This is a genomic window from Paenibacillus oralis (genome assembly GCF_003863965.1).
Classification (GTDB): Bacteria; Bacillota; Bacilli; order Paenibacillales; family Paenibacillaceae; genus Fontibacillus; species Fontibacillus oralis.
The window spans coordinates 1,063,431-1,076,582 of the sequence record NZ_RRCN01000001.1; the positions used below are offsets into that span (position 1 = coordinate 1,063,431).

22 protein-coding genes are annotated in these 13,152 nt (G+C 48.5%); 10 read left to right on the top strand and 12 right to left on the bottom strand.

Translation table 11 applies throughout. The annotated features are described in order from the left end of the window. The 4 genes from EHV15_RS04960 to EHV15_RS04975 are packed head-to-tail and all read left to right on the top strand — an operon-like array spanning position 1 to position 4,022. A complete protein-coding gene (locus EHV15_RS04960) occupies positions 1 to 870 on the top strand; it encodes an ABC transporter permease (RefSeq protein ID WP_128630259.1) in 870 nt (289 codons plus the stop codon). Between the two features lie 48 nt (positions 871 to 918). After that, on the top strand, positions 919 to 1,980 hold the full coding sequence (locus tag EHV15_RS04965; protein ID WP_128630260.1) for an ABC transporter substrate-binding protein: 1,062 nt from the start codon (positions 919 to 921) through the stop codon (positions 1,978 to 1,980). A gap of 25 nt (positions 1,981 to 2,005) precedes the next feature. Beyond that, positions 2,006 to 2,758, top strand: coding sequence for an isochorismatase family protein (locus tag EHV15_RS04970; protein ID WP_128630261.1), 753 nt, complete (start codon positions 2,006 to 2,008; stop codon positions 2,756 to 2,758). Continuing rightward, a complete protein-coding gene (locus tag EHV15_RS04975; RefSeq protein ID WP_128630262.1) occupies positions 2,709 to 4,022 on the top strand; it encodes an MFS transporter in 1,314 nt (437 codons plus the stop codon). Before EHV15_RS04970 ends, EHV15_RS04975 begins: the two co-directional genes overlap by 50 nt. A gap of 32 nt (positions 4,023 to 4,054) precedes the next feature. On the opposite strand, the gene EHV15_RS04980 is transcribed toward EHV15_RS04975, so the two are convergent. The 4 genes from EHV15_RS04980 to EHV15_RS04995 all read right to left on the bottom strand — a co-directional run bounded on the left by EHV15_RS04980 (position 4,055) and on the right by EHV15_RS04995 (position 6,536). Continuing rightward, complete coding sequence (locus EHV15_RS04980; protein ID WP_128630263.1) at positions 4,055 to 4,519, bottom strand: TM2 domain-containing protein; 465 nt, start codon at positions 4,517 to 4,519, stop codon at positions 4,055 to 4,057. Then, entirely contained in the window at positions 4,519 to 4,863 is a 345-nt protein-coding gene (locus EHV15_RS04985) for a TM2 domain-containing protein (RefSeq protein ID WP_128635186.1), read from the bottom strand. Before EHV15_RS04985 ends, EHV15_RS04980 begins: the two co-directional genes overlap by 1 nt. Before the next feature lie 230 nt (positions 4,864 to 5,093). Next, positions 5,094 to 6,191, bottom strand: a complete 1,098-nt coding sequence (ychF, locus tag EHV15_RS04990) for a redox-regulated ATPase YchF (RefSeq protein ID WP_128630264.1) — start codon at positions 6,189 to 6,191, stop codon at positions 5,094 to 5,096. Between the two features lie 102 nt (positions 6,192 to 6,293). Further along, positions 6,294 to 6,536: a hypothetical protein gene (locus EHV15_RS04995; protein ID WP_128630265.1), complete on the bottom strand. Its 243-nt coding sequence runs from the start codon at positions 6,534 to 6,536 to the stop codon at positions 6,294 to 6,296. A 107-nt stretch (positions 6,537 to 6,643) separates the two neighbouring features. On the opposite strand from EHV15_RS04995, the gene EHV15_RS05000 reads away from it, so the two are divergent. Next, positions 6,644 to 6,865: a helix-turn-helix transcriptional regulator gene (locus EHV15_RS05000; protein ID WP_128630266.1), complete on the top strand. Its 222-nt coding sequence runs from the start codon at positions 6,644 to 6,646 to the stop codon at positions 6,863 to 6,865. Positions 6,866 to 7,314: 449 nt separating this feature from the next. Here the strand turns inward: EHV15_RS05000 and EHV15_RS05005 are convergent, their stop codons facing one another. Both EHV15_RS05005 and EHV15_RS36305 read right to left on the bottom strand, forming a co-directional pair. Then, a complete protein-coding gene (locus EHV15_RS05005) occupies positions 7,315 to 7,692 on the bottom strand; it encodes a YhjD family protein (protein ID WP_128630267.1) in 378 nt (125 codons plus the stop codon). A gap of 89 nt (positions 7,693 to 7,781) precedes the next feature. Then, positions 7,782 to 7,946 carry a hypothetical protein gene (locus tag EHV15_RS36305; protein WP_178075761.1) on the bottom strand — a complete coding sequence of 55 codons (165 nt, stop codon included), beginning with the start codon at positions 7,944 to 7,946 and terminating at the stop codon, positions 7,782 to 7,784. Positions 7,947 to 8,279: 333 nt separating this feature from the next. On the opposite strand from EHV15_RS36305, the gene EHV15_RS05010 reads away from it, so the two are divergent. The 3 genes from EHV15_RS05010 to EHV15_RS05025 all read left to right on the top strand — a co-directional run bounded on the left by EHV15_RS05010 (position 8,280) and on the right by EHV15_RS05025 (position 9,555). Further along, on the top strand, positions 8,280 to 8,672 hold the full coding sequence (locus EHV15_RS05010; RefSeq protein ID WP_128630268.1) for a hypothetical protein: 393 nt from the start codon (positions 8,280 to 8,282) through the stop codon (positions 8,670 to 8,672). Positions 8,673 to 8,703: 31 nt separating this feature from the next. Continuing rightward, positions 8,704 to 8,961 carry a hypothetical protein gene (locus EHV15_RS05015; RefSeq protein WP_128630269.1) on the top strand — a complete coding sequence of 86 codons (258 nt, stop codon included), beginning with the start codon at positions 8,704 to 8,706 and terminating at the stop codon, positions 8,959 to 8,961. A gap of 378 nt (positions 8,962 to 9,339) precedes the next feature. Next, positions 9,340 to 9,555: a hypothetical protein gene (locus EHV15_RS05025; RefSeq protein WP_128630271.1), complete on the top strand. Its 216-nt coding sequence runs from the start codon at positions 9,340 to 9,342 to the stop codon at positions 9,553 to 9,555. 74 nt (positions 9,556 to 9,629) lie between these two features. Here the strand turns inward: EHV15_RS05025 and EHV15_RS05030 are convergent, their stop codons facing one another. Both EHV15_RS05030 and EHV15_RS05035 read right to left on the bottom strand, forming a co-directional pair. Continuing rightward, a complete protein-coding gene (locus tag EHV15_RS05030) occupies positions 9,630 to 10,064 on the bottom strand; it encodes a hypothetical protein (RefSeq protein ID WP_128630272.1) in 435 nt (144 codons plus the stop codon). Between the two features lie 12 nt (positions 10,065 to 10,076). After that, positions 10,077 to 10,535: a Panacea domain-containing protein gene (locus EHV15_RS05035; RefSeq protein ID WP_128630273.1), complete on the bottom strand. Its 459-nt coding sequence runs from the start codon at positions 10,533 to 10,535 to the stop codon at positions 10,077 to 10,079. A gap of 349 nt (positions 10,536 to 10,884) precedes the next feature. Here EHV15_RS05035 and EHV15_RS36310 point away from each other — a divergent pair, with 349 nt between their 5' ends. Next, positions 10,885 to 11,055, top strand: a complete 171-nt coding sequence (locus tag EHV15_RS36310) for a hypothetical protein (protein ID WP_178075762.1) — start codon at positions 10,885 to 10,887, stop codon at positions 11,053 to 11,055. Then, positions 11,052 to 11,573 (top strand): type I-C CRISPR-associated protein Cas8c/Csd1, encoded by a 522-nt coding sequence (locus tag EHV15_RS05040; RefSeq protein WP_128630274.1) that lies wholly within the window; start codon positions 11,052 to 11,054, stop codon positions 11,571 to 11,573. Before EHV15_RS36310 ends, EHV15_RS05040 begins: the two co-directional genes overlap by 4 nt. Positions 11,574 to 11,618: 45 nt before the next feature. Here EHV15_RS05040 and EHV15_RS05045 read toward each other — a convergent pair whose 3' ends face one another. The 4 genes from EHV15_RS05045 to EHV15_RS05060 are packed head-to-tail and all read right to left on the bottom strand — an operon-like array spanning position 11,619 to position 13,016. Continuing rightward, on the bottom strand, positions 11,619 to 12,242 hold the full coding sequence (locus EHV15_RS05045) for a glycoside hydrolase family protein (RefSeq protein WP_128630275.1): 624 nt from the start codon (positions 12,240 to 12,242) through the stop codon (positions 11,619 to 11,621). Then, on the bottom strand, positions 12,239 to 12,508 hold the full coding sequence (locus tag EHV15_RS05050) for a phage holin family protein (RefSeq protein ID WP_128630276.1): 270 nt from the start codon (positions 12,506 to 12,508) through the stop codon (positions 12,239 to 12,241). Before EHV15_RS05050 ends, EHV15_RS05045 begins: the two co-directional genes overlap by 4 nt. A 5-nt stretch (positions 12,509 to 12,513) precedes the next feature. Beyond that, positions 12,514 to 12,807, bottom strand: a complete 294-nt coding sequence (locus tag EHV15_RS05055) for a hypothetical protein (protein WP_128630277.1) — start codon at positions 12,805 to 12,807, stop codon at positions 12,514 to 12,516. Then, positions 12,804 to 13,016, bottom strand: coding sequence for a BhlA/UviB family holin-like peptide (locus EHV15_RS05060; protein ID WP_128630278.1), 213 nt, complete (start codon positions 13,014 to 13,016; stop codon positions 12,804 to 12,806). Before EHV15_RS05060 ends, EHV15_RS05055 begins: the two co-directional genes overlap by 4 nt. Between the last annotated feature and the right edge of the window lie 136 nt (positions 13,017 to 13,152).

A 13,152-nucleotide genomic window follows, 5' to 3' on the forward strand; every position in this document is an offset into this window, starting at 1 on the left:
ATGCAAAGCGAAGCGGATGTCATGGAGAACGGCGGCAAATTGGGAAGCGCGGGCCGTGCGGCCCGTCAGCGCCGCAAATCCAACGCTTTAAAGTACGAAATGAGCCAGCCGAAGCCATGGCTGGTTAACGCAGGCCGCATCGCCTTATTTCTGGTCATCTTGCTGCTTTGGGAAAGCGGCGCCCGCACCGGTCTCATCAACGCCTTTTTCTGGAGCCAGCCGGCGGAGATCGCCCGCACTTGGTGGACCGGCGTACAGTCCGGCTCCGTTTGGCAAGATACGTTTTATACCTTTCGTTCCACCATTTACGGCTTTCTGCTGGGAACGGCGGGCGGAACGCTGATCGGTCTATCCTTTTGGTGGTCCAAATATTATGCCCGGATTTTCGAGCCTTTTATTATTATGTTCGAGGCCATGCCCAAGCTGGCGCTTGCCCCGATTATCGTGCTCGTATTCGGCATCGGCATCGGGTCCAAGATCGCCATGGGCTTTGCGATTACCGTCGTGATCACCACGCTCACCACCTACAACGGCGTACGCAGCGTCGACAAGGATCTCGTGCGGATGGTTTATTCGCTTGGCGCCTCCCAGCTGCAGGTGTTCAGCAAAGTGATCGTGCCCACGGCGATTCCGGCGATGATATCCGCGCTGCGCATCAATATCGGGCTGGCGCTCACGGGAGCGATCGTCGGCGAATACATCGGCTCCGAGCAAGGGCTTGGACGCATGATCTTTTACGCCGGGCAAACGTACGAAATCAGCCTGATCTGGGCCAACATTTTTAATCTGTCCATCCTGTCCATGCTGCTGTACATCCTGGTCGGCAGGCTGGAAGTCTTCTTGCTGAAAGGATTTACCCATCAAAAATAAAAAGAGGGCTATATATGCCAAGGAGCAAATAGGGGGTTGGTTGCCATCATGACAAATGTCAAACTTTTATCTCGTAAAGCATGGATGCTTGCCGCACTGCTCATCACGGCGCTGATCGCCGGTTGCGGAGGAGGTCAAGCTCCGCCGGGGACGGCAGCCGGAACGGCACCCGCGGCCGGCGTCGCCGATGGCTCGAACAGCGAGAACAAGGGCGGCACCAAGGAGATCGTCATCGCCGAGCCGGTTCACAGCACCGGGTATTTGCCGCTTTATATCGCCATCCGCAAAGGATTTTTCGACGGCCTGAACGTCAAAGCGATTACGCTGTCCGGCGGCAGCGCCCACACCAACGCGGTACTGACCGATCAGGCTTTCGGCTTTATCGGCGGCCCCGAGCATAACGCCTTCGCCAAAGCCAAGGGCGCTGAGCTTAGGGCCATCGTAAACATCGTCAACCGGGGCAATGTTTATTTGGTGGCCCGGTCCGGCCTTGACCCCGGCGACGACATCGCCGCCTTCATGAAAGGCAAAACTGTGGCCGTGTCCCAATACGGCGGGACCCCCAATTCAATCATTCGTTACCTGGCGGGAGAATGGGGACTTGAGCTTGACAAGGATTTGACGTTGAAGGAGGTCGATACCGGAGCGATCCCCGCGGTGCTGCAGCAAAATCAAGGCGACGTGGCCGTCGTAACCGAACCGATGCTGACGCAGGGCATCAAGGAGGGCATCTGGGGCGAACCGTTCTACAATGTGCCACAGGAGCTTGGTCCGTATGCCTATTCGACGATCAACATCAAGCAGGACAACATCGAAAATGATCCGGAAACCGCGCGGAAATTTGTCGACGGCATTCTGAAAGGACTTGAATTTATCCGCGACAACAAAGCGGAAAGTATGGAGATCGCCAAGCTGGAATTCCCGTCGATGGCCGATGAACTGCTTGCGGCGACGATCGACCGGTCTTATGAGGACGAAATGTGGGAATACACGGGCCAGATCATCGAAGATGCCGTAAACACAGGCTTATCTGTCGTTCGCGCGGCCGGGCTGCTGAAAGACGAAGCAATTGGTTATACGGATATCGTGGACATGCAATTTGTTAAATAAGCAAAAAAAATCGGGAGGGAATATCATGAGAGTTTGGGACAAGTTTTTGACGGAACGCGACAAACAGGTTTTCGGCAGCGCCGGTTATGACGCCAAAGCCGGTTTCGGGAAACGGCCGGCCGTGCTGGTCATCGATGTCAGCTACGGGTTTTGCGGTCATCAACAAGAACCGATCCTCGATTCCGTCAAACGCTGGCGCAACAGCTGCGGCGAATCCGCCTGGGAGGCGATCCCGCATATTCAGAAGCTGCTGCAGGCCGCCCGTGAGCAGCGTATACCGGTCTTCTACTCGACCGGAGTCGACCGTCGTCCCGACGGTTTCGACGCCGGCGGCTGGAGACGCAAAAATACCCGTTCAGAGGAACAGGAAGGAGTCCCGGGCTACGGCGGCAACGAGATCGTCCGGGAAATCGCCCCCGAGCCCTACGAGATCGTCATCGAGAAACTAAAACCCTCGCCGTTTCACGGCACACCGCTGCTCGGCTTTCTGAACGATCTCGGCGTCGACACGCTGCTGATTTGCGGCACGACCACCGGCGGATGCGTGCGGGCCGGGGTCATCGACGCTTTCTCTTACAACTACTTCGTTGGCGTCGTGGAGGAATGCACGTTTGACCGGGGCGAAGCGTGCCATGCCATCAATCTGTTCGATATGAACGCCAAATACGCCGACGTGGTCAGTACGGAGGAGACCATCAATTATATCTATCAAACGGAAAAAGGCTTGTTTGACGGAAAAATTGATTTTTCCGCCGCAAGCTCCCATGCAGCACCGTAATTTTGTCTGGGTTTCCTTATCCTGCGGATTATACTGGTTTGCCTTTTCGTTAACCCGGCCCATCATCTCTTTGTACGCGGCCTCCCTTGGCATCCAAGGCATTGCCGCCGGCCTCGTGCTGGCGGTTTACGCTCTGCTCCCGCTGCTGGCGGCCATACCCGGCGGGTTCATCGCCGACCGGTTGGGCAGAACCGTAGTATTGCGCGCCGGAGCCCTGCTGATGATAGTCAGCGGTCTGCTTTACGGGCTTTCCGCCGGCCCTTGGATTCTGGCGCTGGCCCAACTAATAGCCGGCCTCGGCCAAATGGCCGTATGGCTGGCCGTCCAGGTACTGATTACGGAAGGACCCGCGGAAGGAAGCGAAAGCAGGTTCGCGACTTTTTCTTTGTATATGGCTATCGGCCAAATGGTTGCTCCGATTGTCTCCGGCTTTTTGTCGGACCAGTTCGGGTATCGAACCGTGTTTGCCGGTTATACGCTAAGCAGCTTGCTGCTTATGCTGACCTCCTGGCGCTGCCGGGAGGAGAGCCGTACTCCCGATCCGGCTGCAACGGCGCCTTCTCCCTCAATCGGCGCGTCAGCTCGGTTTCTCCAGGCAGAGGAGCCGGTTTCGTTTAAAGTGCGCGGGCTGTTTCGGCAGTGTCTGACGATGGTCCGCAACCGCAGGTTCGCCGTCATTTTGCTGACCACCTTCATCTCCTTGTTTATCGTTGACGTGCGCACGGCGTACCTGCCCATCCATCTGGAGTCGCTGGGGATTTCCAACACCCGCGTCGGACTGCTCGTCGCCGTCGGCGCATTGTCCGCCTTGTTTGTCCGGCCGATTTATCCGCGGCTAATGGCAAAACTGAGCTTCCGCTGGATGCTGATCCTGACCTACGGAGTCTCGCTGATGCTGCTTTTTGCCGTTCCTCTGCTGAGCAACTTTTACGCCATAGCGGCTTTAGTGTTCGTGACCGGTCTTGCGCTGGGCATCAACCAGCCGATGACGCTGTCCATGATCGCGGGGGCCACGACGCAGGAGGAACGGGGGCTGGGGATCGGCCTCCGCCTGATGTCCAACCGCGCCGCCCAATTGATGGACCCGCTGTTGTTCGGCTTTTTCACCGCCTTTACCAGCCTGCGGACGTCATTTCTGCTGGTAGGCGTCCTTCTGCTCGTTTGCTGCGCATTTACCGTTCGGCTTTACCTTTCCTCGGAAAAAGAACCTCTTTCCCGGGCCAGGACGATGGAAAAAGGCCGCGAATTTCAACGTAACGGTTGAATTCACGGCCTTCTTCAAGCTACTTCCCGCCATCACTTTGTCAAGTTAATTCCGTTCGGCTGCGGCTGTTCCGAACTGGCGGACCGGCCAGCGGACCGGGCCCCGGCGATTTGGGCGATCAGCTGGTTCTCAAGCCGCGCATTCCACTCCCGGACCATTCCCGGAAGCAGACAAGCGTCTACGACAACCCATACGGTGAGGGCCAGGCCAAAAAGAACAACGGGAATCAGGAACAGCGCCGATACCATGGTGTCGGGCGATTCCACGCTTTCGATGCCCGCCGCGATCGCAAACACAAAGTAAAACACAAACGCAAAAACAGACAAGCAGAGCTGGATAATTCCTGTGGCGATTTTTTTCAGATAAAAACGGTGCACGCCCAGATGGCCTACCAGCAGCATCAGATAAGAAAGCACCAGCGACTTTTCCCGCTTGTTCATTTCCGAGTTCAGCACAAGCAGCTCATTCGTGGACAGATCGTTTTTCGTCAGCGCCATTAGATAGGGTACTCCGGAGATCTGCCGCGGTCATAAAAAATTCTGTCGATCAAACGGTTTTCCACTCCCGCATTGTGCTGTTTCACCCAAGTGTGCACAAGGAACGCGTCAACGATCCACCAGATGGACGTGACGACCATTCCGATAACGGTAAGCGATAAAATCAACTGGGCTACCGCCGAACCGGTCCGTCCCATATAGAAACGATGACCTCCGAACATTCCCAGGAAATACCACAGAACATAGGCCACAACCATGTTTTTCCCCTGGGCTTTCACTTCCGACTCAAGAAGCAGCAGCTCCCGGGTGTCCAACTGGCTTTTTCTGGACATCAAGTAATCCATACTCACAAAAAACTCCTCCTAATCGATAAATAAAGCAAAAGCTGACTCCAGTATACTCATAGCTTTTGAGCAAAACAATACAAATTTTTCCCATTTCCGCGCTTAAGTCGAAGGACCTGGGTAAATCATCCTTAAAGACAAACTCTCAGTTTCCTTTCAGCGGAAATTCAAGAAGCCTTCAAATCCGCTTGAACAAGGGACTTGAAGGCTTCCATCAGCCAGAATTTACATTATACGTTAAAACGGAAATGCATGATGTCTCCGTCTTGAACGACGTATTCTTTGCCTTCCAGACGCAGTTGGCCGCGTTCGCGGGCGGCGCTCATCGAACCGGCGGCGACCAGATCCTCATAAGATACGACCTCCGCCCGGATGAAGCCGCGCTCGAAATCGGAGTGGATGACGCCCGCCGCCCCCGGCGCTTTTGTGCCTTTGCGGATCGTCCAAGCCCGGACCTCCTGCACGCCGGCGGTGAAGTACGTATACAAGCCCAGCAGCCGGTAAGCGGCCTGGATCAAGCGGTCCAACCCGGAGGACTGAAGTCCGAGCTCTTCCAGGAACATCGCTTTATCCTCGCCATCGAGCTCGGCGATTTCGGCTTCCACCTTGGCGCTGATCGGCACGACTTCGGCGCCTTCCGCCGCGGCGAATTCTTTGACCTGCTGCACATACGGGTTGTTGTCCGCGTCGGCCACGCCGTCCTCGCTGACGTTCGCCGCATACAGCACCGGCTTGACCGTGAGCAGATGCAGATCGCGCACGAGCACCTTCTCTTCATCCGTCAGCTCCACGCTGCGCGCCGGCTGATCGTTGTAGAGCGCCTCCTTGATCCGTTCCAGTACCTCGACTTCCTGGGCGTATTGCTTATTGCCGCCTTTCATATTTTTACGGGCGCGTTCAATTCTTTTTTCCACGCTTTCCACATCGGCCAAAATCAGCTCCAGGTTGATCGTCTGGATGTCATTGATCGGGTTGACTTTGCCTTCCACGTGGGTAATATTCTCATCCTCAAAGCAGCGGACGACGTGCACGATCGCATCGACCTCGCGGATGTGGGCCAAAAACTTGTTGCCAAGCCCCTCGCCTTTGCTTGCACCGCGCACCAGCCCGGCGATGTCGACAAATTCAAACGCCGTCGGCACCGTGCGGTTCGGGGTTACCATCTCCGTCAGTTTGTCGAGCCGCTCGTCCGGCACCTCCACCACGCCGACGTTCGGATCGATGGTGCAAAATGGGTAGTTTGCGGATTCCGCTCCCGCTTGGGTAATCGCGTTAAACAATGTGGATTTCCCGACGTTCGGAAGGCCTACAATCCCACAAGAGAGCATTTTATATAACAACTCCTTACTATTTGTGCGCTAATCTCATGATATTATATATCATAACAACTTAAACCAACAAGCATAGGCGGATCGGTTGATCTGCCTTTCTTATTTCCTATATATATTTATCCCATCACGCAAGCCAGAGGTATATGAGACAACCACAGCATTTCTTATTGCCAACAAGAAGTAATTTTCTATTTCAAAAACGTCGTCTTGGCTTAGATGCTTATTTTCTTTGACGATCCTCATTACATTTTCGTACATTTCCTTATCCTCATTGTTTAAGAGATCGTTATTGATTTCGTCGCAGCTTGCTTCAATTACCGGTTCCAACCATTTAATCAACATAAGAGATCATCTCCTATTTCCTAAGAAGTTAACAAATTATGGACTGACGACAGACTAAATGATAAAATTGCGACGATACAACTTGTCCGACTGAAAGGAGCATATACTTGTACTTCTCCCGTGGGAGAAGTTTACTCAAAGTCCGCTTAAAAGAACGGGGTATTAAGCAAGCTGAATTAGCCCGAAGAACAGGCATATCCCGGCAGATGATATCCCAATACGCCAATAATAAGTCCTCTATGTCCGTTGAAGTTATGAAGACGATCTCATATGTACTAGGATGTCACATGGAGGACCTTTATCAATGGGAGCGGCATAATAAAGAGTAAGCTTCTCCCCCGGATATTTGTAAGGTGACACCTTACAAACCACATACTACCCGAAAGCAATCATCCCCTCTCCTTTTTCATTTAACCCCCTCCTATAGTTTTAGTGAATTGGTAACATTGTACTATTTATTCGACACATATTTCCTGCGAAACGTGTCGAATACTAACATTAAAAATTTTTAATAAAGAACTGTCCGTAAGCGTTTCCTTAATTGTAATACTGCGATTTCCTGGAAACGTTTCTTCGGCTGATGAAATTAAATCGTTTGACCCAATTATACACGAACGTTTGTTCTTGTTCAATATAAAAATTACCGATTTGGTAACAAAGTTGTCAAATAGTCAATGGATACATTTGTATCTAATAGACGGCGTAATCAAGTTTAATGTTACATGATAAAAAAAGACCACTTCGGCCTAAGCCTCGATAGTCCTTTCTTCCTCATGCCTTAAGGTTTTTTGATTGCCCCACCAACCGCCGCAACGTACGCGCCAAGTCGGGTGCTTATTTCCGACCGCATCACGTCACGTGTCATTCCGAATCGATCCTGATAGCCGCGACAATAATAACGGTAGTACACGATAAAATCCGAATGCTCTTCGTTCGATATTTTGATGTTGCGCTGTCTGAGTTCGGCCCGCAGTTTGCGCATATCGCTCGTTATCGAGTTCAGGACATAGCGCCCGGCCATCGTATACAGGCTTTTAAGAATGTTAGTCGAGTGTTCCACATCAGTGAGGCTCCTTTCCACCATTTGTTCCATGTGTGGAAGCAAAACGTAGTCTCGGATCATTGTAAGTTCTTCGGTTGTGATCTTGCCATTCATAAATATCACCTCGCATGAGCACGAACATTTGTTTGTATTATACGCGAGGAATACGAGGCGTGCAATACGCAAAAATGACCACTTTGGCGTCATGCCTCGGCGGTCATTTTTTCTTCGACAATTTTATTCACAATCACGCTAACCGTGCATTTTTGTTGTTCGGCTTGTTCCTGTAGCCACTCCAAGAGCGGCGGTTCAAAATAGATGGCCTCTCTTATCTTCTTTTCCTCTTTAGGCTTCGGCGGTCTTGGCATATAATCAACTCCCTTATAACGCATTTTAAAGCATTTAAAAACATTTTGCAACACTCGAAATAAGTATTTACAAAGCATTTTAAATGCTGTAAAATAGGTATTAGAAAGGAGGTGAACAAGAGCACATGAAAGATTGGGTAACACTCCTGACAGCAATCATCCAACTCATAACAGCGGCGATGATGCTCAAGGAAAAGAAAAAAGGAACCAAACGCAGCCGACCGGGCAAACGTAAATAGGTTCCTCGGAGGGGTTACCGCCCCTCCTCCCAATCTTAACATAAACGGATCAATAAATAAATCTGGCGGCGGCCTTACGCGGGAGGTAGTTATCATGAACTTTGTAGCGGGCCAACTTATACAGTATCGGTACACCAATTTTAGTAACTCAGCGGATGTGGAGGACCCTAACAAGAACTCCTGGATCGTAGCCAAATGGTACGACGAAAGCGAACTTCACTATATCTTGGACGACGGAGAAAACTTTGAGTACATCTTGAAGGACCGCACCGAGGTCCGCCCGTTGGATAACTTGTACACGATCATCTTCAAGTACGAAGGTGGCGGTATACAATCTTCGGTCAGTGTGCGAGCAAAAAACAAGGTATTCGCGTTAGGAAAGGCTTTCGACAAACTTAAAGGTTGGAGAGACAAAGACCGGGTTGTTTCCTTTGACATCATTGAGGACGCGAGCAATAGAGAACTAACGGCAGCGGATTATAAATAAGGGACTTCGGCCCCTCTAAGGAGGATAAACGATGGGAATATACGGGAATATCGGCTTCACGCGCCGCGATAAAACCCCGCAGCATTGGCGTGGTGACTACAGATTGAACCCCAAGACCAAGCAGATGTTAGCGCAAATCTCGTCAGAGCGGGAAGCTCTATTTAGGGAGTTTGAGTCTCTACCGGATGACATTTCAGACGAACAATACCTCACAGCAGAACGAGAACTGCGGATAAAACTGGACGCTATGCTAGTGCAGGAAGATAGGGTACGACTGGCTAATCGCTGACTAATTGACACAAAGAACGATATAGAAAGGATGGTCAAACATGTCAAAGAAAAAGCTTTTTAGCGAGGAAACAACGATGATTGATAATTGCCAGTGTGTGTATTGTGGACACGTCTTCAATGGGCGAGATGCATGTAATGCGGATATGGATCGCCAAACAGTGACTTGTCCGAAATGCAGTAAACGAATGTTTGTTATGATATCTGTTGAGTATACCTGTCAACCAATTGAAGATTAATGCACAATAGGAGGAATAACGCATGGAAACAGTAACGCTGATAATCAGTTTCGCAGCACTTGTGCTGTCGGTTGTGGCGCTGGTTCGGACAATCAAACGCAAATAACCCGCCTGATCCAAATCGATTGGAGGATTCCAGAATGAGCAGTTATGAAGAAAGAGTATCAAAAAAACGGTCAACTGTTGAAAAAAATCTGAAATATTTGGGCGCTGGTTTTCCAGAAGAATTTAAGGTTGATATGGTTAGGCTTATGGAGTATATGTATGAAGATGGGTTTAATGATGGTCAAGAATGGTCACTTAATGCCATTTTGCAGGCACAGCGTGATGTCAGAGAAGGAGAAGATATAGAGTAATCTCATAACACTAAAAAGCCCACCGAACATATAGGTTAGTGGGCTTTGCTCTTTTTATTATGTATATTAGTTTTTTAAGAGACACTCTCTTGTTCCTCTGTTAGATTGGCGGTATTTCTATCAGAAACCCATTTTTCATTTAACTTCAATATTTTTTCAAACAACGCTGGAAATTCACTTTTCAAATCTCCTATTTCAGCGTCAATTGCCATGTTTTTGCAATGATTCCACGCGGTTTTATGCGTTCTTATATAACTTGTTTTATTTAATCCGAGCTTAGTTTGAGTTTGTTGTGTAATCAAGATGTCGAAATCCGGGTCCGGTTCAAAATTACCCAGACTAGATATTGGAAGGGTTTCATAATCAATATTGAAATAAGATGTAGCATTCCTCTCATAACCGATAACCAGGACAGGACGGCTTTTTACCTTAATCCTTCCTGCCCCGGGATCGAAATACTTTTCGAGCGATTTAAAGATTTTTCCAACATTCTCTTTGGGATCAGACAAAATTATTACACCTCACTGCAAGACGCTATCTTCATCGTTCTTTCTCATATCCAAGATCATGTTTTCTTTCAATATGATCGTGTTCCCTTGGTCGTGTGCGCTCAATCCTGCTCGAGATATTTTGTAACATTCATCTGCATGGGACATTTCCCTTAATGTCCACGCTGAAAGGGGGCCATATTCATGCAAAACTTCTCTAATTGTGTATTCTTCTTCATCGGTAAGAGTAACTTGCTCGTCGAGTAAATAAAAATTGTTGCGTACTTTTTTATTTACTGGTCCGTGTACCCATCCTTCAAAATCGTCCGCAAAAAGCCATTCCCCGAAATTTTCATAATGTCTCTTTTGGCAAAAATAAAGTAATTTATGCAGTTTCATTTCGGTAAGGTCGTTTTCTATTTCTGTCATTTTAAAGATTGATAGGTACAGACCCTTTACTGCTGCGGCAATTTCTAATATGTCGCGCGGCACAAAAGACACCTCCTTGCTATCTGTTCTAATTTGATATTACAACTTAAGCACTAAAAAGGAAAGCATTATTTTCCAGTATTTCTTAGTTATGTACCACTCCTTCCTTTGTTCGCCATTCATGTTACTATATCCATCTTACTTAATATTCCGAAACCCCAAGGGACTATCAGAGGACAAATTGCGGTCCAACAAAAAGAGCCCCACCAACTAGACGTTGACAGGGCGTGTCAAATGCTGCGTATATACGATCAGCAAGCACAAAATGAGGAAAATTATTCATAATATATGTTGACCTTTATTCAACTATCTGTTATACTTTGTTCAACAAAGCAAACAGGAGTGATGAAATATGTTCCAAGTGACTCATTTTGAAATCATAAAATCTGAATGGCCTAACGAGAATGGCGATTATTACTTCACGATCAGTGATGGAGTGCAAGAAAAAGGCGAATTTATGACCAGGATAGAAGCGGAGGACAATATGGAGCGCATCATGCTGAACTGGCGGTGTGATTCGTGAGTAGAGAAGTTATATTCGCCCGTCTGATCGCAATCGCAACCGTTCTTGGAGAATTAGTTTTTGACAAAGGCACCCCAACTATTGCGAGTCAGTTTTTAACTCGCATTGGAAGGGAACCAGCTAAAACTATAGCGATCATTCACGAGCGTCTCATGCAACACGCTCATAAGTTTGGCCCGGAGGAAATGCAACTGTTGGACATGTTCGGAGAGTTGATAGACCAATTGGACCTTGAAACCTTCGATAACCAACCATTGGATCAGGATTACCTGATACATTACTACAAGCAAAAACACGCCTTGAAAATAGTAGGATATAAGGAAGCCTATGTAATCCTTGGTTGGGACTATGAAAAAAATCGCACCATGCTAAACACATACCTAAAGAGAGCAGAAGAAAAAGGATGGCCTAAGGGGATGTTTCCAAAGCCGTTACAGGTTCTCGCTAGCGGGCCTATTTGGTACGAGAAGCAAATTATTGATTATCGGGATGCTCGAAACAAGATAAAAGAAGACTAAAAAGAGAAACCCTCACCAGCCACAAAAGCCAGTGAGGGTTTTTATTTACTTAGCGGTGATTGTTGCTGTTTTAGTTTTATTATCCCAATCGAACTTTGCCCCGAACGCTTCGCCTGCTGCACGAAGTGGGACATATACGTGTCCATCAATGATATATCCATCGTCAATCTTTTTGCCATTGGCGATTACTTTTGCCTTGTCCATTGCCATATCCTCGTCATCCCCCTCACATTTTGCGTTAAAAAGTTTCAACTCTGCTTCCCTGCGGCGTACAAGCCCCTTTAAAACTTTACCGCCAGCTTTGTTGTACTTCGGCAAATTCCCGGCGATTTGCGCGATTGTACGGCCTTTACATAGACTGCGGAGATTACCAGCTCCGCAGTTGTAACAAAAACTTGTGAGCGCGTCGAATTGGTTTTGATTTAACTGCGCTGTAACAGGCACGTACGCCGGATTATTGACATACGCCTCATACTTGGCCAAATCGTTGACAAGCATGGCGTCCGCCTGTGCCTGCGTGATGGTCATGCCCTGTTTGACGTCCGGCCCGTAATGCCCCCATCCGATAGTCCAATATGTTTCCGTGGGGACAGGCTTGTAGGCTGTTAAGCGGCAACCTTCAAAGTTTTGGATGAGCCTGATTCCCGCTTGCGATATTTTACGGCTCATTGGTTTTCGCCCCGCTTCCCGTACTGCTTAATGAATTGATTGCTGTAGACCGCTACAGCGCCGCACAGGATGCCTTGAATAACGGCCTGCACTGTAAACCCTAGCAGCAAGCAAGCAAATACAATAGCTACGCCTGTAACAATGTAGATGATTGTCCAATCTGGCACCTTCGGAGTTTGCTTAAGGGTAAATCCGATGATCCAGCAAGCTGCGACGACAATAAGCAATTCCGGGTTAATAAACTCAAGTACTGCGTTCCATTCCATTTCCATCAACCTCTCTTAATGAGTTTTATATATAATGAAAAAGACGCAAACGCTAGTCCGAAGACTATGCTCACGTCTTTGAGTTTGTTTAACTGCCTTGTAGCAGCGCCTTGCAAATACGAAACGGTGGATTTGACAGCTTCTATATCCATCCTGGCGTTGATTAATCTATGTAGTTCATCACGTTGTTGGAGATAGATAGTGTACTTTGTGATCCAGTCTAAAGTCATAGCAGCAACAATGAGCGCGAAACAGATTGCCACAACGATGTATGATGCACTGATGATTTTCTGCTTCATTTTAGCCTCTCCTTAAGCTCGCGCAATTCCGAGATGATTAGATCATACTTTTCCGAGAATTTAGAGAGGACGTTATTTTGCTGCTGAATTATGCCGTTTAAATCTTTCTCACGCTCCTTGTTGGTACGCATAACATAAATAAGAAGCCATACAAACAACGCTCCGAATGGCCCCTGTGTAATAAAATATTTTACGATTTCATTTTCCATAAACCCACCCCTGTGTTAATATAAAATTACTTTCTGTCCCTGTGCAGAAAGTCGGGAGGGTTTGCCGTCCAAGGCGTCCCTCCCGTTACCACTACACAGGGATTTTTTTATTTCTAATTACTGAAATAAACAAACA

Bases quoted from the DNA above. Each gene is read 5' to 3' on its own strand.
- EHV15_RS05010 (WP_128630268.1), top strand. From the start codon at position 8,280: ATGAACTTTGTAGCGGGCCAACTTATACAGTATCGGTACACCAATTTT.
- EHV15_RS04965 (WP_128630260.1), top strand. From the start codon at position 919: ATGACAAATGTCAAACTTTTATCTCGTAAAGCATGGATGCTTGCCGCA.
- EHV15_RS05015 (WP_128630269.1), top strand. From the start codon at position 8,704: ATGGGAATATACGGGAATATCGGCTTCACGCGCCGCGATAAAACCCCG.
- EHV15_RS05005 (WP_128630267.1), bottom strand. From the start codon at position 7,692: ATGAATGGCAAGATCACAACCGAAGAACTTACAATGATCCGAGACTAC.
- EHV15_RS04970 (WP_128630261.1), top strand. From the start codon at position 2,006: ATGAGAGTTTGGGACAAGTTTTTGACGGAACGCGACAAACAGGTTTTC.
- EHV15_RS04985 (WP_128635186.1), bottom strand. From the start codon at position 4,863: ATGGATTACTTGATGTCCAGAAAAAGCCAGTTGGACACCCGGGAGCTG.
- EHV15_RS04980 (WP_128630263.1), bottom strand. From the start codon at position 4,519: ATGGCGCTGACGAAAAACGATCTGTCCACGAATGAGCTGCTTGTGCTG.
- EHV15_RS04995 (WP_128630265.1), bottom strand. From the start codon at position 6,536: ATGTTGATTAAATGGTTGGAACCGGTAATTGAAGCAAGCTGCGACGAA.
- EHV15_RS05060 (WP_128630278.1), bottom strand. From the start codon at position 13,016: ATGGAAAATGAAATCGTAAAATATTTTATTACACAGGGGCCATTCGGA.
- EHV15_RS36305 (WP_178075761.1), bottom strand. From the start codon at position 7,946: ATGCCAAGACCGCCGAAGCCTAAAGAGGAAAAGAAGATAAGAGAGGCC.
- ychF (WP_128630264.1), bottom strand. From the start codon at position 6,191: ATGCTCTCTTGTGGGATTGTAGGCCTTCCGAACGTCGGGAAATCCACA.
- EHV15_RS05050 (WP_128630276.1), bottom strand. From the start codon at position 12,508: ATGGAATGGAACGCAGTACTTGAGTTTATTAACCCGGAATTGCTTATT.
- EHV15_RS05055 (WP_128630277.1), bottom strand. From the start codon at position 12,807: ATGAAGCAGAAAATCATCAGTGCATCATACATCGTTGTGGCAATCTGT.
- EHV15_RS05025 (WP_128630271.1), top strand. From the start codon at position 9,340: ATGAGCAGTTATGAAGAAAGAGTATCAAAAAAACGGTCAACTGTTGAA.
- EHV15_RS05045 (WP_128630275.1), bottom strand. From the start codon at position 12,242: ATGAGCCGTAAAATATCGCAAGCGGGAATCAGGCTCATCCAAAACTTT.
- EHV15_RS04960 (WP_128630259.1), top strand. From the start codon at position 1: ATGCAAAGCGAAGCGGATGTCATGGAGAACGGCGGCAAATTGGGAAGC.
- EHV15_RS36310 (WP_178075762.1), top strand. From the start codon at position 10,885: ATGTTCCAAGTGACTCATTTTGAAATCATAAAATCTGAATGGCCTAAC.